The organism is Actinomadura sp. NTSP31, from assembly GCF_041951385.1.
Classification (GTDB): domain Bacteria; phylum Actinomycetota; class Actinomycetes; order Streptosporangiales; family Streptosporangiaceae; genus Spirillospora; species Spirillospora napierensis.
The window spans coordinates 87,649-108,242 of record NZ_JBGNUT010000028.1 but is presented as its reverse complement, the minus strand read 5'-3'; the positions used below and the strand labels follow the sequence as shown (position 1 = coordinate 108,242).

19 protein-coding genes are annotated in these 20,594 nt (G+C 74.0%); 7 read left to right on the top strand and 12 right to left on the bottom strand.

The window, feature by feature from the left end; translation table 11 throughout:
- Position 1 precedes the first annotated feature (1 nt).
- Both ACA514_RS36205 and ACA514_RS36200 read right to left on the bottom strand, forming a co-directional pair.
- Positions 2-574, bottom strand: a complete 573-nt coding sequence (locus tag ACA514_RS36205) for an RNA polymerase sigma factor (RefSeq protein WP_375045790.1) — start codon at positions 572-574, stop codon at positions 2-4.
- 85 nt (positions 575-659) lie between these two features.
- Positions 660-2,162 carry an MFS transporter gene (locus ACA514_RS36200; protein WP_375045789.1) on the bottom strand — a complete coding sequence of 501 codons (1,503 nt, stop codon included), beginning with the start codon at positions 2,160-2,162 and terminating at the stop codon, positions 660-662.
- 110 nt (positions 2,163-2,272) lie between these two features.
- Here ACA514_RS36200 and ACA514_RS36195 point away from each other — a divergent pair, with 110 nt between their 5' ends.
- Positions 2,273-3,013 (top strand): TetR/AcrR family transcriptional regulator, encoded by a 741-nt coding sequence (locus ACA514_RS36195; RefSeq protein WP_375045788.1) that lies wholly within the window; start codon positions 2,273-2,275, stop codon positions 3,011-3,013.
- A 38-nt stretch (positions 3,014-3,051) separates the two neighbouring features.
- Here the strand turns inward: ACA514_RS36195 and ACA514_RS36190 are convergent, their stop codons facing one another.
- The 6 genes from ACA514_RS36190 to ACA514_RS36165 all read right to left on the bottom strand — a co-directional run bounded on the left by ACA514_RS36190 (position 3,052) and on the right by ACA514_RS36165 (position 8,709).
- The gene (locus tag ACA514_RS36190; RefSeq protein ID WP_375045787.1) at positions 3,052-4,359 is read right to left on the bottom strand and encodes a hypothetical protein; all 1,308 of its coding nucleotides are present in this window, start codon (positions 4,357-4,359) and stop codon (positions 3,052-3,054) included.
- The gene (locus tag ACA514_RS36185; protein WP_375045786.1) at positions 4,356-4,970 is read right to left on the bottom strand and encodes an RNA polymerase sigma factor; all 615 of its coding nucleotides are present in this window, start codon (positions 4,968-4,970) and stop codon (positions 4,356-4,358) included. Before ACA514_RS36185 ends, ACA514_RS36190 begins: the two co-directional genes overlap by 4 nt.
- A 120-nt stretch (positions 4,971-5,090) precedes the next feature.
- The gene (locus tag ACA514_RS36180; protein ID WP_375045785.1) at positions 5,091-6,302 is read right to left on the bottom strand and encodes a CU044_5270 family protein; all 1,212 of its coding nucleotides are present in this window, start codon (positions 6,300-6,302) and stop codon (positions 5,091-5,093) included.
- Positions 6,299-6,868, bottom strand: a complete 570-nt coding sequence (locus ACA514_RS36175) for an RNA polymerase sigma factor (protein ID WP_375045784.1) — start codon at positions 6,866-6,868, stop codon at positions 6,299-6,301. The genes ACA514_RS36180 and ACA514_RS36175 overlap by 4 nt, the downstream gene beginning before the upstream one ends.
- A gap of 79 nt (positions 6,869-6,947) precedes the next feature.
- Positions 6,948-8,105: a CU044_5270 family protein gene (locus ACA514_RS36170; RefSeq protein ID WP_375045783.1), complete on the bottom strand. Its 1,158-nt coding sequence runs from the start codon at positions 8,103-8,105 to the stop codon at positions 6,948-6,950.
- The gene (locus tag ACA514_RS36165; protein ID WP_375045782.1) at positions 8,098-8,709 is read right to left on the bottom strand and encodes an RNA polymerase sigma factor; all 612 of its coding nucleotides are present in this window, start codon (positions 8,707-8,709) and stop codon (positions 8,098-8,100) included. The genes ACA514_RS36170 and ACA514_RS36165 overlap by 8 nt, the downstream gene beginning before the upstream one ends.
- Before the next feature lie 272 nt (positions 8,710-8,981).
- Between ACA514_RS36165 and dnaK the strand changes: the two genes are divergently transcribed.
- The 6 genes from dnaK to ACA514_RS36135 all read left to right on the top strand — a co-directional run bounded on the left by dnaK (position 8,982) and on the right by ACA514_RS36135 (position 18,464).
- The gene (dnaK, locus tag ACA514_RS36160) at positions 8,982-10,841 is read left to right on the top strand and encodes a molecular chaperone DnaK (protein ID WP_375045781.1); all 1,860 of its coding nucleotides are present in this window, start codon (positions 8,982-8,984) and stop codon (positions 10,839-10,841) included.
- Entirely contained in the window at positions 10,838-11,461 is a 624-nt protein-coding gene (grpE, locus tag ACA514_RS36155) for a nucleotide exchange factor GrpE (RefSeq protein WP_375045780.1), read from the top strand. The genes dnaK and grpE overlap by 4 nt, the downstream gene beginning before the upstream one ends.
- 114 nt (positions 11,462-11,575) lie before the next feature.
- Positions 11,576-12,748 carry a molecular chaperone DnaJ gene (dnaJ, locus tag ACA514_RS36150; RefSeq protein WP_375045779.1) on the top strand — a complete coding sequence of 391 codons (1,173 nt, stop codon included), beginning with the start codon at positions 11,576-11,578 and terminating at the stop codon, positions 12,746-12,748.
- A gap of 4 nt (positions 12,749-12,752) precedes the next feature.
- The gene (locus tag ACA514_RS36145; protein ID WP_344264410.1) at positions 12,753-13,199 is read left to right on the top strand and encodes a heat shock protein transcriptional repressor HspR; all 447 of its coding nucleotides are present in this window, start codon (positions 12,753-12,755) and stop codon (positions 13,197-13,199) included.
- A gap of 35 nt (positions 13,200-13,234) precedes the next feature.
- Positions 13,235-15,832, top strand: coding sequence for an ATP-dependent chaperone ClpB (clpB, locus tag ACA514_RS36140; protein WP_375045778.1), 2,598 nt, complete (start codon positions 13,235-13,237; stop codon positions 15,830-15,832).
- A gap of 121 nt (positions 15,833-15,953) precedes the next feature.
- A complete protein-coding gene (locus ACA514_RS36135) occupies positions 15,954-18,464 on the top strand; it encodes a protein kinase (RefSeq protein WP_375045777.1) in 2,511 nt (836 codons plus the stop codon).
- Between the two features lie 22 nt (positions 18,465-18,486).
- On the opposite strand, the gene ACA514_RS36130 is transcribed toward ACA514_RS36135, so the two are convergent.
- The 4 genes from ACA514_RS36130 to ACA514_RS36115 are packed head-to-tail and all read right to left on the bottom strand — an operon-like array spanning position 18,487 to position 20,462.
- Entirely contained in the window at positions 18,487-18,858 is a 372-nt protein-coding gene (locus ACA514_RS36130) for a hypothetical protein (RefSeq protein ID WP_375045776.1), read from the bottom strand.
- Positions 18,859-18,906: 48 nt separating this feature from the next.
- The gene (locus tag ACA514_RS36125; RefSeq protein WP_375045775.1) at positions 18,907-19,326 is read right to left on the bottom strand and encodes a roadblock/LC7 domain-containing protein; all 420 of its coding nucleotides are present in this window, start codon (positions 19,324-19,326) and stop codon (positions 18,907-18,909) included.
- Between the two features lie 43 nt (positions 19,327-19,369).
- Positions 19,370-20,080 carry a hypothetical protein gene (locus tag ACA514_RS36120; protein WP_375045774.1) on the bottom strand — a complete coding sequence of 237 codons (711 nt, stop codon included), beginning with the start codon at positions 20,078-20,080 and terminating at the stop codon, positions 19,370-19,372.
- Between the two features lies 1 nt (position 20,081).
- Positions 20,082-20,462, bottom strand: a complete 381-nt coding sequence (locus ACA514_RS36115) for a hypothetical protein (protein WP_375045773.1) — start codon at positions 20,460-20,462, stop codon at positions 20,082-20,084.
- Positions 20,463-20,594: the final 132 nt, after the last annotated feature.

Genomic DNA, 20,594 nt, shown 5'->3' with positions numbered 1-20,594 from the left:
GTCACATTCCTTCCGAGCCGGCGGGCAGGGCCGCGCGGAGCTTGCGGCGGGCGCGGTTGAGGCGGGAGCCGACGGTGCCGTACGGGATGCCGAGGACGCCCGCGATCTCCTCGTGGGAGAGCTGGGCGAGGGCCTTGAGGAGCACCACGTCGCGGTCCTTGCGCGACAACGCGGCGAGCGCGCGGGCCAGTGAGGGTTGCAGGCTTTCGGCGGACACCGAGGTCGCCACACGGTCGTCGTGGCCGTCGGGGTCGCGGTCCACGCCGACCTGGGCGAGCGCCCGGTAGCGGCGGGTCTCGGTGCGGCGGTGCTGGTTGATGAGGTTGGTCGCGATACCGAACAGCCAGGGCCGGACCGTCCCGCGGGACGGGTCGAAGGAGGCGCGGCGGCGGAACGCGGCGAGGAACGTCTCGGCGACGACGTCGTCCGCCGCCTGCGGTCCGAGGCGTCCGGCGACGTAGCGGTGGATGTCGGCGTAGTACAGGTCATAGACGGCGGTGAAGCGGTCGCCGTCGCGGACGGACGCGGCGAGCAGGTCCGCGTCCGTCGGGGCCGTGTCGGGCGGGGCGGTCACTCGGCCGCCCCTTCCGTGGGGTCCGGCATCAGGCACCTCCGGGGGATGGTCGTCACTTCTACTCCGCCCGGGGCCCGATCGGCTTTCACGCGGGTTCGGTGACCTGCTCCGCCTCGGCGGGGGCGGCGGCCAGACGCGGGACGCCGCGTAGCACGAGCGCCGCGAAAAGGGCGGCGGCGAGGGTGGCGCCGCAGCCGGCGAGCGACCCGGCGGACACCGCGTGGACGAACGCGTCGCGGGCCTGGTGCGCGAGGGCGGGGTCGCCGAGCGCGAGGGCCTCGCCGAGCGAGTGCTTCGCGGCGGCGGGCGCGCCGTCCGGCAGGCCGCGGGCGTAGACGGCGGAGATCACGCTGCCGAGGACGGCGACGCCGAGCGCGTTGCCGAGCTCCTGACCCGCGTCGTTCACCGCGGACCCGACGCCGGCCTCCTCGACGGGGACGGCCGCCATCAGCAGGTTGTAGGCGGGCGGCGAGCCGAGGCCCATGCCGAACCCGACCACGACGAGCCCGGTGATGATGGGTCCGAAGCCGGTGCCGGCGAGGGCGAGGACGCCGAACCCGGCGGCGATGACGGTCAGGCCGGTGACGAGGGTGGGACGTCCGCCGAGCCGGGGCTCCAGGGCGGCGCCGAGGCCGTTGCCGATCGCGGCGGCGGCGGCGCAGGGCAGCAGGGCGAGCCCGGCCTTGAGCGGGCCGTAGCCGAGGACGAGCTGGAGCATCTGGGTGAGGGCGAACAGCGTCCCGGCGATGACGAAGCCGAGGACGGCGATGACGGCGGCGGAGCCGGAGAAGGCGCGCTGCCGCAGCAGCGCCAGGTCGAGCATCGGCTCGGGGTTGCGGCGCTGCCAGTGGACGAACGCGGCGAGGGCGGCGACGCCGATGGCAAGGCCCACCAGGGTGCGGGCGCCGGTCCAGCCGTGCTCGGGCGCGGAGATGATCGCCCACACGAGCGAGGCCATGCCGATGGTCGACAGGGCGGAGCCGAGGACGTCGGGGCGGCGGCGCGGCCCGCGCGACTCGGGCACCAGGACCAGCAGGCCGATGACGGCGGCGACGGTGACGGGGACGTTCACCAGGAACACCGACCCCCACCAGAAGTGCTCCAGCAGCAGCCCGCCGAGCGCGGGCCCGCCGGCGACGCCGATCATGGACGCCGCGCCCCAGATCCCGAACGCCTTGGCGCGCTCGTCCGGGCCGAACACCTGCGCCATGATCGACAGGGTGCCGGGCATCAGGAAGGCGCCGCCGAGGCCCATGACCGCGCGCATCGCGATCAGCTCGCCGGGGTTCGCGGCGAACGCGCCGAGCAGCGAGCCGCCGCCGAACAGCGCGAAGCCGACCAGCATGGCGCGGCGCCGGCCGAAGCGGTCGCCGAGGCCGCCGGCGGTGAGCAGCAGGCCGGCGAAGACCAGCGAGTAGGCGTCGATCGTCCACTGGACGTCGGACATCGTGGCGTGCAGGTCCTTCAGCAGCGACGGGATCGCCACGTTGAGGATCGTGTTGTCCACGGTCACGGCCAGCAGGCTCAGGCACAGGACGCCGAGGATCTGCCAGCGCCGGGGGTGCGGCGCCGGGGCGGCTGCGTTCATCGAGGGCTCCTCGTACAGTGTTCGAGTTGACTCGCACACTGTACGATGCGACTCGCACACCGTTCAAGCCCCAGTACTCTGTACGAGAACGCGAGGCGGGGAGGCGCGCGATGGCGGAGACGAAGAAGGCGGCGAAGAGGAAGCCCGAGTCGGTGTGGACACGGCCGCCGCGGGCCAGGCGCGAGCAACCGTCGCTCGGCCGCGACCAGATCGTCGACGCGGCGCTGGAGCTGCTCGACGCCGAGGGCCTGGACGGGCTCAGCATGCGGCGGCTCGGCACCCGGCTGAACTCCGGCGCCACGTCCGTCTACTGGCACGTCGCCAACAAGGACGAGCTGCTGGAACTGGCGCTGGACCGGGTGATGGGCGAGGTCCGCGTCCCGGCCCCGGCCCCGCTCCCGGACGGCGGCGGCTGGCGGGACGCCGTCGCCGGCTACGCCCGCAGCCTCCGCACGATGATCCACCGGCATCCGTGGACGGTGCCGCTGTTCGGCGTCCAGCCGATGATCGGCCCGAACGCCACCCGCGTCCTCGACGGGGTGATCGGCGCGTTCGACGGCGCCGGCCTCACCGGCATGGACCTGGAGAACGCGATGTCGCTGCTCGCCGACTACGTCATCGGCGCGGCCGGCAGCGAGGCGAGCTGGCAGAACACCCGCGACGCCGCGGCCGGCGAGGACTGGCTGGAGACCCTCGCCCCCTACCTCGCCGAGATCGCCGACCGCCACCCCCGGCTCGCCGCCCACGTCCGGGAGATCTGGGTCCGGGAGACCGCCGACGTGCTGGAACAGCGCTTCGACTACGGCCTGTCCTGCGTCCTCGCCGGCATCGAAGCCCACCGCCCCCGTTGACGTGCGGCGCCGCGCCGCACGTCAACGGAAGGGGCGGGTCAGAAGGGGAGCTTCGCGGGCGGCTTCGGCTTGGCGTCCGTCCAGCCGGACGACCGCACCAGCCAGTAGTTGATGACGAAGCCCGGCCGCTGCGACCGGTAGGCACCGCCCGGCCTGGTCAGCACGTCCCGGCCGCCGAGCAGCTCACCGGTCCGCGGATCGAACATGATCTCCTCGCGGGAGGCGTAGGAGCCCCGCTCGGCGGCGGGTTCGCCGAACTCGCCGGTGACGCTGGTGGTGCCCTCGTCGACGGCGAGGCCGACCCCGGTGCGGCCCAGCGGATCCGTCACGGAGCCGATCGCCCTGACTCCGGGCTGCGCGGCCAGGGCCCGCATCAGTCCGGCACGCACGGCGGGCGGGAGCGGCGCGCCCATCATCAGGTCCTCGGCTTGCAGCACCTTCTCGCGGGCGCCTTCCGAAGGCGTCCGCTCCAGGCGCTTCCCGACGCGCCCCAGGGCCTTCTCCAGCTCCTTGATGCGCGACGCGCGCTCGGCCCTGCCGCCGCGGTCCTTCGGAACGGGCTTCGCGTTCTCCTTCGCCAGGAGCGCCTCGATGTTCTTCTTGGCCAGCTCGTCCCTGGACGGCTGCGGCTTGAAGAACATCGCGGCGAGCCGCGCGGGGTCGGTGGGCAGGTTCTGCAGCTCCTCGACCGTCATGCCGTCGAGGAAGGTGCCGCCGCCCCGGGGGTCCGGGTCGTCGACCTCCCACGAGGACGAGTGCCGGTCGTAGGTGTAGTAGTGGTCGTTGGACCACACGCGGAATTTCGACGGCGCCCCGGCCTTCCGCCAGAGCCGCTCGTCCGCCGGCGTCAGCGGCCTGGACGGGATGTCCCGGCCGAAGAACGCCGTGCCCAGGCCGGAACGGACGCCGGACCACTCGAACGTCTCGCTGTGCGCGCCGACGATCGCGTACGCGCCGGTCTTCGGCCGCACGATGTAGGACTGGCCCTGGATCTGGTCGGTGTACCAGTACTTGCCGGTCGGCGCCAGCGCCGCCTTCGCCGCCGCCGCGAGGACCGCCTGCTTGTTCAGGTCCACTCCGGACGGTGCCTTCCTCGGCTCCGGCGCCCCCTGGCCCGTCGCGACGACGGCGACGGCCGCCGCCGCGCCGACCGCGACCAGGCCCGCACCGAGGCCGAGCGGCCACCTGGACCGCAGGCGGCGGCCCGCACCGGGCGTCCGGGCGCGCCGGCCGCCGGACATCTCGTCCGCCAGCATCCCGAACGCCTTCTCGGACGCCTCCGGCGACGGCTCCGGGGGCTCGGCCAGCAGCCGCCGCACGCCGTCCAGTTCGTCGATTCCGCTCACGCCGTCGCCTCCTCCGCGATCAGGGCCGGATGGTCTGCGCCGAGCGCCTCCCGCAGGCGGCGCCGGGCACGGTGCAGCCGCGACGCGACCGTGCCCGTCTTCAGGCCGAGCGCCTGCCCGACCTCCTCGTAGGACAGGTCGGCCAGCGCCACCAGGAGCAGGACGTCCCGCTCCCCGCGCGGCAGCCGGGCCAGCGCGTCCGCGATGTCGGCGCCGGCGTCCCCGGCGGTGACGCGCGCCGCGACCCGGTCCTCGTGCCCGTCCTGGACGTTCTCGGCGGGCGTCCGCGCGAGCGCCCGGTAGCGGCGGCCCTCCGCGCGCCGGTGCGTGCCGACCAGCCGGGTGACGATCCCGTACAGCCAGGGGCGGGCCGTCCCGCGCCCGGGATCGAACCGGCCGCGCTTGCGGAAGGCGATGAGGAAGGTCTCGGCGGCGATGTCGTCGGCCGCGTCGGAGCCGAGCCGGCGGGCCGCGTAGCGGTGGATCTCGGCGAAGTGGCGGTGGAAGATCTCCGCGAACGCGTCGGGTTCGCGCCGCGAACGGGCGATCACCTCCGCGTCGGAGCCGGGCCCCGGCGGGGCTCCGCGCTCCGGCGGGCGGTCGTGTGCCATGGGGGGATCCTCGCTGTCGGGGGAGGGAAGGTCACCCCGTTCTCAACCGAACCCCCGGAACGCCTTCGCCCCCGGCCGTACGGGCGGCCGGGGGCGGGGCGGCGGGGGCGGTGGCGAGGGTCAGAAGGGCAGCTTCGCGGGCGGCTTCGGCTTGCCGTCGGTCCAGCCCGACGAGCGGGTGGCCGAGTAGTCGATGACGAAGCCCGGCTTCATCTGCGCGTACTCCCCGCCCGGCCGGGTCAGCGTGTCCTGGACGGACAGCAGCGCGCCGGTGCGCTCATCGAACACGATCACCTGGCGCGAGCGGTACGTGCCGCGTTCGGCCTTCGGCCCGTCCGTGATCGTCGTGGTGCGCTCGGTGGAGGCGAGCGCGACGCCGCGGCGGCCCACCGGGTCGGTGACGTGCCCGATCGCCTGGACGCCCGGCTGCGCGGCCAGCGCCCGCATCAGGCCGGCCCGCGCCTTCGGCGGCACCGGCGCGCCGCCCAGCAGCGACGCGACCCGCCAGATCCTGGAGGCCGCGGCCTGCTCGGGGCTCGGGGCCCGGCCGCTCTTCGGGTCCATCCCCATGGCACGGCCCGCCTCCGCCTCGGACAGGAACCTCCGGGCGAGCGCCGCCGGGTCCGACGGCAGGTTCCGCAGCTGCTCGGCCGACATGCCGAGGAACTCCCCGCCGCCGCGCGCGTCGGTGCCCGCCTCCGGGCCGCTCGACCGCCACTTCGCCGCCTTGGTGCCGTACGTGGTGAAGCCGCCGTCGGTCCGGACGCGGAAGCTCGACGGCGACCCGGCCTTGCGCCACAGCGCCGCGTCCCGCTCGGTCAGCGGACGGGCCGGCAGGTCGCGCAGGTAGTACGCCTCGCCCGTCCCGGACTTCACGCCGAACCAGCCGAACGACTCGCTCTGCGCGCCGACGATCGCGTACGCGCCGGTCTTGGCGGGCACGACGTAGGACTGGCCGTCGATCCGGTCGGTGTACCAGTACTTCCCGATCGGCGCCTGCTCCGCCTTGGTGGCCGCCGCGAGCACCGCCTGCTTGTCGAGGTCGATGTTCTGGGACGGCCGGGACCCGCCGGGCGCATCGGGGGAACCCGACGAGCCGACCGTCGCGATCCCCACGGCGGCCGCCGCTCCGGCGGCGACCACGCCGGTCACGGCCCAGCGGACGGGACGGCGCCCCCGCGGCCGTCCCACGGCGGACGCGGCCTCCGGGTCCGCCCGGAACGCCCGGCCGAGGTCGCGCTCCCGGCGCGCGCGGGCGGCGTCCGGGTCCGCCTGCGGGTCGAGCTGCGCGGGCCGTGCCGCGGCCAGCGCCTCCATCACGTCGTGCTTCATCGGACGGCCTTCCTTTCGGGGGTGACCAGGGACGGGCGTCGCGCGGGCAGGCCGGGGTCCGGCGTCCGCGCCTCGGTGGCCAGCGCGCGCTCAAGGCGCCGCCGCGCGCGGTGCAACCGCACGTAGAACGACGCCTTCGAGCACCGGGCGACCTTCGCGGCCTCGCCCGGCGACAGCCCGTGCCAGGCGACCAGCGTCAGCAGCTCGCGGTCGGCGTCGGGCAGGGACGCGAGCGCGCGCAGCATCCCGGCGCGCTCGGCCACCGCCTCCCCGACGTCGCCGGCGGGCGGCTCGCCGGCCGCCCAGGTGCGCAGCTCGCGGGCCAGCGCGTCCTGCCGGTCCCGCGCCCGGTACGACTCGCGCAGCAGGTTGCGGGCGATGCCGAGCAGCCAGGGCAGCGGCTCGTCTGGCAGGTCGCGGACGCGCCGCCACGCGACGCAGAACGTCTCACTGGTGATCTCTTCGGCGGCCTGCACGCCGACCCGGCTCACGGCGTACGCGTGGACGCGCGGATGGTGCGCGTCGTACAGCGCCGTGAACCGGGCGATGTCTTCGGGGTCCGACAAGGTCCGAGCCCTTCGTCCGGGGAGTTCCGTCACCCGGGTAGTGATCGGGGACCGCCGGTTCTTACCGAAGCATCCCGGATCAGCGGGCGGGGAAGGGCAGTCCGGCCGGCGGCTTCGGCCTGCCGTCCGACCATCCGGACGCGCGGAAGGCGTCGTAGTAGATGACGAAGCCGGGCTTCTGCGTCCGGTACAGCCCGCCCGGGGTGGCCAGCTCACGCTGCATGGACAGCAGGGCGCCGCTGCGCTCGTCGAAGACGATCACGAAGCGGGCGCCGTAGCTCCCCTGCCCGCCGTCCGTGACCGGCTGGGGGTCGGCGGCGAGCGCGACCCCCGCGCGGCCCATCGGGTCGGTGACGCGGCCGATCGCGTGAACGCCCGGCTGGGCGGCCAGCGCGCGGATCAGCCCGGCCCGGACCTTCGGCGGCGTCGGGGCGGACAGGAGCGCCATCACCGCCTGGATCTTCATGTTGGGCAGCACCTGCGGGCGGTAGCGGGCGAGGCCCTGGAGGAGGCGCGCGTGCTTCGAGGTCCCGTTCTCGTCCAGGAACCTGCGGGCGAGGGCCGCCGCGTCGGTCGGCAGGTCCTGCAGCTCGCGGGCGGACAGGCCCAGGGAGAAACTGCCGCCGCCCTTGGGGTCGAGGCCCGTTCCCTGGACGTCCGACCGCCACTTCGTCGCCTTGGTGGTGTAGGTGGCGTGGTGGTCGCCGGACCAGACGCGGAATCTCGACGGCGACCCGTCCTTGCGCCACACCGCGGCGTCCTGCGCGGTCAGGGGGCGGGCCGGGAGGTCGCGGTCGTAGTACATCTCGCCCATGCCGGCCTTCACGCCCTGCCAGCCGAACATCTCCGTGGCCGCGCCGGCGATCGCGTACGGCGCGCCGGACTTCGACCGGACGATGTAGGACTGGCCGGAGACCCGGTCGGTGTACCAGTACCTGCCGATCGGCACCTGCTCCGCCTTGGTGGCGGCGGCGAGCACCGCCTGCCGGCCCAGGTCGATGTTCCCCGGCGCCTTCGGCGAGCCCGGCGCGTCCGATGCGCCCTGGCCGGTGGCCGCGATGGCGACGGCCGCCGCGGCACCGGCCGCGACCAGGCCGAGGCCGATCCCGAACGGCCGTCCGAGCCGGAACCTCCGCGGCGTCTTCTCCTCCCAGAGCGCGCGGGCCTGCGCGATCTCCGTCATGGTCGGCGGTGCCGGCTCCCCGTAGGCGTCCCGCACGGTCCGCAGCTCATCCATGGTCATACTCCCCGTCACGCATCGGATTCGTCCCGCCGAGTGCCTCGCGCACCTTCTTCCTGGCCCGGCTGAGCCGGGAGCCGACCGTCCCGTACGGGACGCCCAGCGCCGCCGCGACCTCCTCATGGCTCAGCTCGGCGAGCGCGACCAGCAGCAGGACGTCGCGCTCGCCCTTCGACAGCCCGGCGATGGCGCCGGCGAGCCGTCCGCGCAGGCCCTGCGCGCTGACGCGGGAGTCGACCACGTCGGCGTGGCCCTCGGCGGCGCGGACGAGGCCGGGGCCCATCCGCTCGCGGGCCCGCAGCGCCCGGACCTCGCCGCGCCGGTGCTTGCCGATCAGGTTCGTCGCGATGCCGTACAGCCACGTCCGGACGTTCGCCCGCGCGGGGTCGTAGCGGTGCCGGCCGCGGAACGCCTCCAGGAAGGTCTGGGACGCGATGTCGGGCGCGGCGTCCGGGCCGAGGCGGTTCGCGGCGTACCGGTGGATCTCGGCGAAGTGGGCGTCGAAGACCTCGCCGAAGCGTTCCGGGTCGTGCAGGGACGGCCGCGGCGGCGGGCCGGCGCCGGCCCGGCCCGGCGTCGCGGCGAGGGGGTCCGCTGTCATGTGGTGCCTTTCCGTGGCGCGGATGGCGGTCACACAGGTATCACCCGCAACCCGGTCCTCCTTTCCCGGTTTCCCGCCGCCGCCGGGAACTGGAATAGGTCGCTCATACGTCCTGTTGTAGAGGACGTCAGCAAAGTTGAGTCCGCCCGACTCAAGTCATTTGACAACGAGACGGCGAGCGGGCACGCTTGCGGACAGACAAGACATCGACCGGCCGCACCCCGGGGGCGACCGGGGCGCGATAACACCGGAAACGACGGAGGACGAGAGACATGGCACGTGCGGTCGGCATCGACCTCGGGACGACCAACTCGGTCGTCGCGATCCTGGAGGGCGGCGAGCCCACCGTCATCGCCAACGCGGAGGGGTCGCGGACCACGCCGTCCGTCGTCGCCTTCGCCAAGAACGGCGAGGTCCTGGTCGGCGAGGTCGCCAAGCGCCAGGCGGTGACCAACGTCGACAGGACGATCCGGTCGGTCAAGCGCGAGATGGGCACCGACTGGAAGACCAAGATCGACGACAAGGACTTCACCCCGCAGCAGATCAGCGCGTTCGTGCTGCAGAAGCTGAAGAGGGACGCCGAGTCCTACCTCGGCGAGACGGTCACCGACGCGGTCATCACCGTGCCCGCCTACTTCTCCGACCACCAGCGCCAGGCCACCAAGGAGGCCGGCCAGATCGCGGGGCTGAACGTCCTGCGCATCATCAACGAGCCGACCTCGGCCGCGCTGGCGTACCACCTGGAGAAGGAGAACGAGGCCACCATCCTGGTGTTCGACCTCGGCGGCGGCACGTTCGACGTGTCCCTGCTGGAGGTCGGCGACGGGGTCGTCGAGGTCAAGGCCACCAGCGGTGACAACCACCTCGGCGGCGACGACTGGGACAACAAGGTCGTCGACTGGCTGGTGGAGAAGTTCAAGAACGCCAACGGCGTCGACCTGGCCAAGGACAAGATGGCGCTGCAGCGGCTCCGCGAGGCCGCGGAGAAGGCGAAGATCGAGCTGTCCGGTTCGTCCGAGACGCAGATCAACCTGCCCTACATCACCGCCTCGGCGGAGGGCCCGCTGCACCTGGACGAGAAGCTCACCCGGGCCGAGTTCCAGCGGATGACCTCCGACCTCCTCGACCGGACCAAGGCGCCGTTCAACTCGGTGCTCAAGGACGCCGGCATCACCGTCGGCGACATCGACCAGGTCGTCATGGTCGGCGGCTCCACCCGGATGCCCGCGGTGTCCGAGCTGGTCAAGGAGCTGACCGGCGGCAAGGAGCCGAACAAGGGCGTCAACCCCGACGAGGTCGTCGCGATCGGCGCCAGCCTGCAGGCCGGCGTGCTGAAGGGCGAGGTCAAGGACGTCCTGCTGCTGGACGTGACCCCGCTGAGCCTCGGCATCGAGACCAAGGGCGGCATCTTCACCAAGATCATCGAGCGGAACACCACGATCCCGACCAAGCGGTCGGAGACGTTCACCACCGCCGACGACAACCAGCCGTCCGTGGAGATCCAGGTCTACCAGGGCGAGCGCGAGATCGCCGCGTACAACAAGAAGCTCGGCACCTTCCAGCTGACCGGCCTGCCGCCGGCGCCGCGCGGCGTCCCGCAGATCGAGGTCACCTTCGACATCGACGCGAACGGCATCGTCAACGTCAGCGCGAAGGACCAGGGCACCGGCCGCGAGCAGTCGATGGTCATCACGGGCGGCAGCGCGCTGCCCAAGGACGACATCGAGAAGATGATGCGCGACGCCGAGCAGTACGCCGAGGAGGACCGCCGGCGCAAGGAGGAGGCCGAGGTCCGCAACCAGGCCGACACCCTCGCCTACTCGACCGAGAAGTTCCTGCGGGAGAACGACGAGAAGGTCCCCGCGGAGCTGAAGACCGAGGTGGGCGACGCGGTCGCCGAGGTGAAGAAGGCCCTGGAGGGCACCGACGTCGAGGCGATCAAGGGCAGCGCCGAGAAGCTCGCGCAGGTCTCCCAGAAGATGGGCGCGGCGATGTACGCGCAGAACCCCGAGGGCGCCCAGCCGGGCGCCGAGGACGCCGGCCCGACGGCCGACGCCCAGGACGCGCAGGACGACGAGGTCGTCGACGCCGAGATCGTGGACGACGACAAGCCGAAGGGTGAGGCCTCGTGACCCCTCCCCGCGAGGGCGAGGAGCAGGAGGGCCCGGTGATCCGCGACAGGCGGCGCATCGACCCGAAGACGGGCAAGCTCCGGGAGCCGGCGGAGGAGCCGGCCCCGGAGGCCCCGGCCGCGGGCGACACCGGGGCATCCGACGAGGAGGTCTCCTCGCTGAAGACGCAGCTGAACGAGCGGCTGGCCGACCTCCAGCGGCTCAAGGCCGAGTACGACAACTACCGCAAGCGGGTCGAGCGGGACCGGGTCGCGGTCCGCGAGCAGGCCCTCGGGCAGGTGCTGTCCGAACTGCTCCCGGTGCTGGACGACATCGGCCGCGCCCGGGACCACGACGAGCTCACCGGCGGCTTCAAGTCCGTCGCGGAGAGCCTGGAGGCGGTCACCGGCAAGCTCGGCCTGGAGAAGTTCGGGGAGAAGAACGAGCCGTTCGACCCGACCGTCCACGAGGCGCTCATGCACTCCTACTCGGCGGACGTCGAGGAGACGAGCGTGGTGGACGTCCTGCAGCCCGGGTACCGGATCGGCGAGCGGGTCCTGAGGCCCGCCCGCGTCGCGGTGGCCGAGCCCGACCCGAACGCCGGCGTCGACGACGAGAGCGGCGACGACGGCGACGAGTGATCCCGCCTCCGGGCGGAGCGAAGACGCCCGCCCGGGCCCGTCCCCGCGGGGACGGGCCCGGGGCCGGGCGGACGAAGATTCGACGCAAGTGGCGATAGCAGAGAGCGGGGCGCCGTGAGCACCAAGGACTACCTGGAGAAGGACTACTACAAGGTCCTCGGTGTCTCGAAGTCGGCCTCGCAGGAGGAGATCAAGAAGTCCTACCGGAAGCTGGCGCGCAAGTACCACCCGGACGCCAACAAGGGGGACGCCGACGCCGAGGACCGCTTCAAGGAGGTCTCCGAGGCGTACGACGTCCTGTCGGACGACAAGCGCCGCAAGGAGTACGACGCGGTGCGGTCCATGCCGGGCGGTTTCCGCGGCCAGCAGGGCGGCGGGGGCTTCCCCTTCGACCTCGGGGACATCTTCGGGCAGACCGGGGGCACCCAGACGGGCGGCGCGGGCGAGCGCATCGGCGACCTGTTCGGCGGCCTGTTCAACCGCGGCGGCGGCACCCGCACGACCGGCACCGGGACGCGGCGGGCGCGGCGCGGCGCGGACGTGGAGACCGACGTGACGCTGTCGTTCGGGCGCGCGATGAACGGCGTGACCGTCCCGATCAAGCTGACCAGCGAGGCGGCGTGCCCGTCGTGCCGGGGCACCGGCGCGAAGGCCGGCACGGTGCCGCGGGTGTGCCCGAACTGCGAGGGCACCGGGCACGAGACCCGCAACCTCGGCAACTTCGGCTTCCAGGAGCCGTGCCGGGAGTGCCACGGCCGCGGGCTGGTCGTGGACGACCCGTGCCCGACCTGCCACGGCAGCGGCCGCAAGCAGTCCGACCGCACCATCCAGGCGCGCGTCCCGGCGGGCGTCGCGGACGGGCAGCGGATCCGGCTGAAGGGCAAGGGCGCGCCGGGCGAGAACGGCGGCCCGCAGGGCGACCTGTACGTGAACATCAAGGTCCTGCCGCACAAGGTGTTCGGCCGCGCCGGCGACAACCTGACGATGACCGTCCCGGTGACGTTCCCGGAGGCGGCGCTCGGCGCGGAGATCCGGGTGCCGACGTTCCAGGGCCAGCCGGTGACGCTGCGCCTGCCGGAGGGCACCCCGAACGGCCGCACGTTCCGGGTGCGGGGCCGCGGCGCGGCGCGCCGCGACGGCACCAAGGGCGACCTGCTCGTCACCGTGGACGTGCAGGTGCCGAGCAAGCTGGACGACCAGACCCGCGAGGCGCTGGAGCGGCTCCGCGACGCGGGCGCCGGCGAGGACCTGCGCGGCGAGCTGCTCCAGCAGGCGAGAACGGAGTGAGCCAGTGGAACCGTTCGGCGACGACACTCCGGTCTATGTGATCTCGGTGGCGGCGCAACTGTCCGGGCTGCACCCGCAGACGCTGCGCACCTACGACCGGATGGGGCTGGTGTGCCCCGGCCGCACGGCCGGGCGGGGCCGCCGGTACTCGATGCGCGACATCGTGATGCTGCGCGAGATCCAGCGGCTCTCCCAGGAGGAGGGCGTCAACCTCTCCGGCATCAAGCACATCCTGGAGCTGCAGCGCGACAACGTGCGGCTCCGCGAGGAGCTCGCCAAGGCGCACGCCGCCCTGGAGGAGCTCGCGAACGAACTCGAATCGACCCGGTCGGTCGCGGCGCGCCTGGCGCAGCAGCGGCGGCACGGGGACCCGGGCGGCACTCCGGGCTCCGACCTGGTGCCGATCAGGCACACCAGCGTCGTGGTGTGGCACGAGCGCAACCGGGAGTAGGAGCTGGGGCCGCGCCCCAGGGAAAGTACGGGGACATGGACGTCAAGCTGACGCAGAAGAGCCAGGAGGCGGTGTCGGTCGCGGCCCGGCGGGCGGCGGCCGAGGGGCACCCCGAGGTGGAGCCGCAGCATCTGCTGGTGGCGCTGATCGGCCTGCCGGAGGGCACCGCGGTGCCGCTGCTGGAGGCGGTCGGCGCGGACTGGCAGGCGATCCGGCGGCGGGCCGAGGAGCAGCTCGCGGCGATGCCGAAGGCGCAGGGCTCGACGGTCGCGACGCCGCGGCTGTCGGGGCAGCTGAACCGGGCGGTGAACACGGCGGGCGCGCGGGCGCAGCAGCTGGAGGACGAGTACGTCTCGACCGAGCACCTGCTGGTGGGCCTCGCGGCGGACGGCGGCCCGGCGGCGGGCCTGCTGAAGGAGTTCGGGGCGACGCCGCAGGCGCTGCTGGACGCGTTCGAGAAGGTGCGCGGGCACGCCCGCGTGACCAGCGAGAACCCCGAGGGCACCTACCAGTCGCTGGAGAAGTACGGCGTCGACCTGACGGAGGCGGCGCGCGACGGCCGGCTGGACCCGGTGATCGGGCGCGACGCGGAGATCCGCCGGGTCGTGCAGGTGCTGTCGCGGCGGACGAAGAACAACCCGGTGCTGATCGGCGAGCCCGGCGTCGGCAAGACGGCCGTCGTCGAGGGCCTCGCGCAGCGGATCGTCGCGGGCGACGTGCCCGAGTCGCTGCGCGGCAAGCGGCTGGTCTCGCTGGACCTCGGCGCGATGGTGGCGGGCGCGAAGTTCCGCGGCGAGTTCGAGGAGCGGCTGAAGGCCGTCCTGAACGAGATCAAGGAGGCCGAGGGGCGGGTCGTCACGTTCATCGACGAGCTGCACACCGTCGTCGGGGCGGGCGCGGCCGAGGGCGCGATGGACGCCGGCAACATGCTGAAGCCGATGCTGGCGCGCGGCGAGCTGCGGATGATCGGCGCGACGACGCTGGACGAGTACCGCGAGCGGATCGAGAAGGACCCGGCGCTGGAGCGCCGCTTCCAGCAGGTGTTCGTGGGCGAGCCGTCCGTGGAGGACTCGATCGCGATCCTGCGCGGGCTGAAGGGCCGCTACGAGGCGCACCACAAGGTGCAGATCAACGACTCGGCGCTGGTCGCGGCGGCGACGCTGTCGGACCGCTACATCACGTCCCGGTTCCTGCCGGACAAGGCCATCGACCTGGTGGACGAGGCCGCGTCGCGGCTGCGCATGGAGATCGACTCGCGGCCCGTCGAGATCGACGAGCTGCTGCGCGCGGTGGACCGGCTGAAGATGGAGCAGATGAACCTGGAGAAGGAGACCGACGAGGCGTCCCGGCAGCGCCTCGAACGCCTCCGCGCCGACCTCGCCGACAAGCAGGAGCTCCTGAACGGCCTGAACGCCCGCTGGGAGCGGGAGAAGGCGGAGCTGAACCGGGTCGGCGAGATCAAGGAGCGGATCGACCAGCTGCGCGGCGAGGCCGAGCGCGCCGAGCGCGACGGCGACCTGGAGACGTCCTCCCGGCTGGTGTACGGGGAGATCCCGGAGCTGGAGAAGCGGCTGGAGGCGGCGGCGGAGGCGACCGACAACCGCGACACGATGGTCAAGGAGGAGGTCGGCCCGGACGACGTCGCGGACGTGGTCGCGTCCTGGACGGGCATCCCGGCGGGCCGCCTCCTGGAGGGCGAGACGGGCAAGCTGCTGCGGATGGAGGAGGAGCTGGGGCACCGGCTCATCGGCCAGACCGCCGCGGTGAAGACGGTGTCGGACGCGGTGCGCCGTGCGCGCGCGGGCATCTCCGACCCGGACCGCCCGACCGGCTCGTTCCTGTTCCTCGGCCCGACCGGCGTCGGCAAGACCGAGCTGGCGAAGGCGCTCGCGGAGTTCCTGTTCGACGACGAGCGGGCGATGACCCGCATCGACATGAGCGAGTACTCCGAGAAGCACTCCGTCGCGCGGCTCGTCGGCGCGCCCCCCGGGTACGTCGGCTACGAGGAGGGCGGCCAGCTCACCGAGGCCGTCCGGCGCCGCCCGTACTCGGCGATCCTGCTGGACGAGGTGGAGAAGGCGCACCCCGAGGTGTTCGACGTGCTGCTCCAGGTGCTGGACGACGGCCGCCTCACCGACGGGCAGGGCCGCACGGTCGACTTCCGCAACACCATCCTGATCCTCACCTCCAACATCGGGTCGCAGTTCCTGGTGGACCCGGGGCTGGAGAACGGGGCGAAGCGGGAGGCGGTGTGGGCCGCGGTCCGCGACTCCTTCAAGCCGGAGTTCCTGAACCGGCTGGACGACGTGATCCTGTTCGACGCGCTGTCCACCGAGGAGCTGACCCGGATCGTGGACCTGCAGGTCGACCGGCTCGCGGGCCGCCTCGCCGACCGGCAGCTCACGCTGAAGGTCACCGCGGCGGCGCGCGAGTGGCTGGCGCTGACCGGCTACGACCCGCTGTACGGGGCGCGCCCGCTGCGCCGCCTCGTGCAGACCGCGATCGGCGACCAGCTGGCCCGCGAGCTGCTCGCCGGCGACGTCCGCGACGGCGACGAGGTGGTCGTCGACCTCGACGAGGCCGCCGACAAGCTCACGGTCCTGCCGTCCCGCGGGCTGACGCTCACCAAGTAGGGATCTCGCGACGGCTCCGCTCGGGGGCACAATGGCGGCGGAAGTCGCCACCCCCCGAGCGGAGCCGTCGCGCGTGGAACACAGGATTTCAGAGCAGGGCCAGGACGCGTTGAGGGCGGCGGTGAACCGGGCTGCCGGCGCGCGCCACGGCGAGGTCGGGACGCCGCACGCACTGGCGGCGCTGCTGGACGATGCCGAGGTCGACGCGCTGCTCGCGTCCGTCCGTGCGGGCGCCACGGCGTTGCGGGAGGAGGCGGAGGCGCTGCTCGCGCGGCTCCCGGCGGAGCCCGGTGCGGGGAGCGCGGCGCCGCGGATGTCGAGCGCGCTGGTCAGGGCGGTCGCGGCGGCGTCCGCGGAGGCCGGCGGCGACGAGCTGTCGGCCGTCGATCTGCTCGCCGAGCTGGCCGCCGGGGACGACCCGGTGGGGCGGCTGCTGCGCGCCAGGGACCTGACCCGGCAGCGGCTGCTGAGCGAGCGGGCGGGGCGGGAGGTCGTCCGGTCGCCGTACGCGCGGGACCTGACGCTGCGGGCCCGGCAGGGGACGCTCGAACCGCTCGTCGGCCGCGCGGCGGAGTCGCGCCGGCTGGTCGAGATCCTCTCCCGGCGCGACGGCGGGAACGCGCTGCTGGTCGGCGAGCGCGGCGCGGGCAAGAGCGCCCTGGTCGCGGGCCTCGCGCACCGCGTCGCGGCCGGCGACGTCCCGGCCGCGCTGCGCGGCGTCCGCGTGGTCGCGCTCGACCTCGCGGCGATGCCGGACGGCGAGCTCGACCGGATCGTGGCGGCGGCCCGGCGCGGCGGCGTCGTCCTCGTGCTGGACGATCTGCACGCGGCGGCCCGTCCCGGCTCCCCGGTGCTCGCCGCGCTCGGCCGGCTCACCGACCCGGACGCGCCCCGGGTGATCGCGACCGCGACGCCCGCCGGGGAGCGGGAGCGCCTCGCGGACCTGCCGGTGCTGCGCCGGCTGTTCCAGCGGCTTCCGGTGGCGGAGGCGTCCGTCGAGGACACCGCGATGGTCCTGCGGGTGCTGCGCGCGCGGTTCGAGGAGCATCACGGGATCACGATCCGGGACGCGGCGCTGGTCGCGGCGGCACGCCTCGCGGACCGCGCCGGCGGCCGCGTCCGGCCGGGCGGCGCCGTCGAGCTGCTGGACGAGGCGGCGACGCGGCTGCAGGTCGACGCGGAGGGCGCACCGGAGGAGCTGCGGGAGCTGGAGCGCACGGTCACCCGGCTGGAGGTCGAGCGGATCGCGCTGCTGGAGGAGGACGACGCCGCGTCCCGCGAGCGGCTCGCGGAGCTGGACCGGAGGCTGGCGGGCGTGCGGTCCGACGAGCGCGCGCTGCGGGACCGCTGGTACCGCGCGCGCGACGACCGGGACCGGTCCGCGGACCTGCGGCGCCGGGTCGAGGACGTCCGGGCCGAGGTGGAGCGGGCGCAGCGCGACGGCGACCTCGAGACGGCGGCGCGGCTGCTGTACGGGGAGCTGCCCGAGCTGGAGCGGCGGCTCGCGGAGGCCGCCGAGCGGGCCGCGGCGGCCGGCACGCCGGACCGCGCCGAGCTGCGCGAGGACGACGTCGCGCGCGTGGTCGCCGATGCCCTGGACGTCCCCGTCGAGGAGGTCACCGGCGCGGAGCCCCGTCCGCTCGGCGCGGTGGCGCGGCTGCTGCGGCCGCGCCCCGTCCCCGCATTCCAGGACGTCCAGCACGACAAGGCACCGCCCGAGCCGGAGGCGAAGGGGGCGGAGGAGGCGGACGCGGAGACGGCGGGGTCTTCCCTTGGCGTCGCCGATCCGCGGGCACTCGGCGACTACCGGATTCTGCGGCGGCTCGGGCAGGGCGGCCAGGGCGTCGTGTACCTCGCCGAGGACGCCGACGGGCGGCGCGTCGCGGTCAAGGTGCTGCACGCCGCCGCGCTGGAGCATCCCCGCGCGCGCGAGCGGTTCGTCCGGGAGATCGAGGCGGCGCGGCGGGTCGCGTCGTTCTGCACGGCGCAGGTCCTGGACGCCGACTTCGCGGGCGAGCTGCCGTACGTGGTGAGCGAGTACGTGACGGGCCCGTCGCTGCGGCGGACCGTCGCCGAGGAGGGGACGCGCTCGGGCGGCGCCCTGGACCGGCTGGCGATCGGCACCATCACCGCGCTCGCCGCGATCGCGGAGGCGGGCATCGTGCATCGCGACTTCAAGCCCGACAACGTGCTGCTCGGTCCGGACGGCCCCCGCGTCATCGACTTCGGGATCGCCCGGATCACCGACGCCGGCTCGTCCGTCACGGGGCAGGCGATCGGCACCCCCGCCTACATGGCGCCCGAGCAGTTCGAGGGCGGGCACGTCGGACCGGCCGCCGACGTGTACGCCTGGGCCTGCACCATGGTGCACGCGGCGACGGGGCGGCCGCCGCACGGGACGGACTCGATCCCGCAGATCATGTACCGCAAGCTGCGCGGGGAGGCCGATCTCGGCGACTTCCCGCAGCGGGCGTCCGGGGCCCTGCGCGCGCTGGTCCGCGAGGGGCTGCGGACCGCGCCCGGGGAGCGGCCGGCGGCGCGGGACGTGCTGCTGCGGCTCATCGGCCACGACGCCCCGGCACCGACCCGGCTGCTCGCCGAGGGCGCGGCGCGCGCCACCGGCGTCCGGTAGCCGCCGGTGGTGCGCCCGTGGCCTAGATTTCGAGGTTCTCCTCGATCTCGCGGAGGCGGTGGCGGGCGAGGGCGAGGTTGGCGCGCCCCCGGTCGAGGGCCGCGTAGAGGAACAGGCCCTTGCCCTTCCGGCCGGTCACCGGCCGGATGATGTGGTACTGCGCGGACAGGGTGATGAGGATGTCCTCGATGTCCTCCTTGATGGCCAGCTGCTCCATGGTGCGGAGCTTGGCCCGCACGACCTCGGTGTTCCCGGCAGCGGCGACGTTCAGGTCGAGGGTCTTGCTGCTGCCGAGCTGGCCGAGGGCCATGCCGCTGTTGTAGTCGACGACGGCCACGCCGAGGGCGCCGTCGATCGTCATCATGTCCTTAAGTGACAGGTCCAGGTTGGACATGGGTCTCCTTTTCGGTACGTCGAGTTCTCGGTACGTCGTGGTGCGCGGTCAGGTGCGGGCGCGGCGCGGGGTCTCCAGGCGCGCGGCGATGCCGCGGGCGGCGGGCCGGGCCTCCAGGTGGAGCCGGCCCACGTTGACGCCGGCCTCGGCGAGGACGGTGAGGGACGCGGTCGGGCCCGCGGAGTAGGTGACGACGTAGCCGTCGACGCCGCGGATGACGACCTCGTGGAAGGCGCCGCCGTGCGCGGTCTGCGCGATGCGGTGCGCCAGGGACAGCCCGGACGAGGTCACCGCCGCCATCGTGGACGGTTCGACGGACGGGGGCAGGTCCGCGGCGATCAGCAGGCCGTCGACGGACGCGACCAGGCTTCCGGTGAGCCGCGGGACGCGCGCCCGCAGCGTCCGGAGTTCGGTCATGACGTCCGGTTCGAGCGTCCGCGCGGTCGCGGTCCCGGCTGGTACTGCCACCTTGATCAGCCTTTCGATCGGTTTCCCGAAGCGCCGGCGCACGTCAGCCGAGCTCCACCAGGGCGGTCCGGAGGCGTGCGAGCAGGTCGTGGTCGGCCGGCGCCCACTCCTCGGGCGGGCCGTCCGGTGGCGGGGGGCCGGGTGCGGCGGGCGGTGCCGGGTCGCGCGGCCGGGCCGTCCGGACCAGCGCCGCCGCCGCGAGGCCGCGCACGGCGAGCAGGCAGGCGAAGGCCGTCCGCCCGAGGTCGCCGGCCAGGTCGGCGGGGGTGCGCCGGCCGTCGGCGTTGAGCAGGATCTCCGCCTGGAGCCCGGTGAGGATGACCCGCTGGCGCCGGACGCGGCGCACCGGGATCACCGGTGCCGCGTCCAGGTCCGGGCAGGGCCAGGCGGAGTCGAGCAGGGAGCGGCGCCGGCGCCGCTCGTGGACGAGCGTCGCCGCGGTGATCGGCCGGACGGGCCCGCGCTCGGCGGGCCCCTCGGTGAACACCGGCTCGGCCTGCGAGCCGAGCAGGAAGAAGGCGGCGTCGAAGACGGCGAGCAGCGCCGGCAGTTCGGGGTCGGGGCCGGTGAGGGCCCCGTGCAGGTCGCCGGGGCCGGGGGCGTGCCGGCTCGTGGCGTGGGTGACGGCTCCGCCGTCGAGGTGGAAGGCGCCGTCGCCGCCGATCCGGAGCAGGCCGGTGGCGCGTTCGCGTTCCAGCGTGCCGAGGGTCCGGGCGAGGCGTTCCTCACCGGTTTCCAGGAATTGGTCCTCCATGTCAGCGGCCCGTCATTTCATCGACGAGTCCTTGCATGCGCAGCCGCGCCAGCGCGAGGTTGCCTTTGTCGCGGTCGATCAGCAAATGGACGAACAGGTGCCCGTCGAGGTCGGCTCCGGTGAGGGCCAGCAGGTGGTATCCGCCGCTGCCGCAAACGATGATCTCCTCGACGTCGTCGCCGGCGGCGGTGGCGCTGAGCGCGGGCGAGGCGAGCACGGCGCGGACGACGTCGGTGGCGCCGGCGGCGTCCTCGTGCTGGTCGACGAGGTCTTCGCGGCCCGCGCTCGCGACGGCGAGGCCGCTCGCGCAGTCGATCAGGGTCACCCGCTGCGCCCCGGGGATCGTCATCATCCGTGCCAGGCAGTCGTCGATACCGGCCACTCATTCCCCCCGCCGAATGAGAGTTGCAGGAAAACCACCATAACCCGGTCTTTGTCGCTCGTACTGCGAAAGCGTTAATGCTTCACACCGGGCGCGCGACGGGATATGAATACCGTCCAGTATGGGGACCGG

Excerpts from the sequence above, each read along its gene's own strand:
- ACA514_RS36200 (WP_375045789.1), bottom strand. The coding sequence starts at position 2,162 with ATGAACGCAGCCGCCCCGGCGCCGCACCCCCGGCGCTGGCAGATCCTC.
- ACA514_RS36195 (WP_375045788.1), top strand. The coding sequence starts at position 2,273 with ATGGCGGAGACGAAGAAGGCGGCGAAGAGGAAGCCCGAGTCGGTGTGG.
- ACA514_RS36185 (WP_375045786.1), bottom strand. The coding sequence starts at position 4,970 with ATGGCACACGACCGCCCGCCGGAGCGCGGAGCCCCGCCGGGGCCCGGC.
- ACA514_RS36180 (WP_375045785.1), bottom strand. The coding sequence starts at position 6,302 with ATGAAGCACGACGTGATGGAGGCGCTGGCCGCGGCACGGCCCGCGCAG.
- ACA514_RS36170 (WP_375045783.1), bottom strand. The coding sequence starts at position 8,105 with ATGGATGAGCTGCGGACCGTGCGGGACGCCTACGGGGAGCCGGCACCG.
- ACA514_RS36165 (WP_375045782.1), bottom strand. The coding sequence starts at position 8,709 with ATGACAGCGGACCCCCTCGCCGCGACGCCGGGCCGGGCCGGCGCCGGC.
- dnaK (WP_375045781.1), top strand. The coding sequence starts at position 8,982 with ATGGCACGTGCGGTCGGCATCGACCTCGGGACGACCAACTCGGTCGTC.
- clpB (WP_375045778.1), top strand. The coding sequence starts at position 13,235 with ATGGACGTCAAGCTGACGCAGAAGAGCCAGGAGGCGGTGTCGGTCGCG.
- ACA514_RS36130 (WP_375045776.1), bottom strand. The coding sequence starts at position 18,858 with ATGTCCAACCTGGACCTGTCACTTAAGGACATGATGACGATCGACGGC.
- ACA514_RS36120 (WP_375045774.1), bottom strand. The coding sequence starts at position 20,080 with ATGGAGGACCAATTCCTGGAAACCGGTGAGGAACGCCTCGCCCGGACC.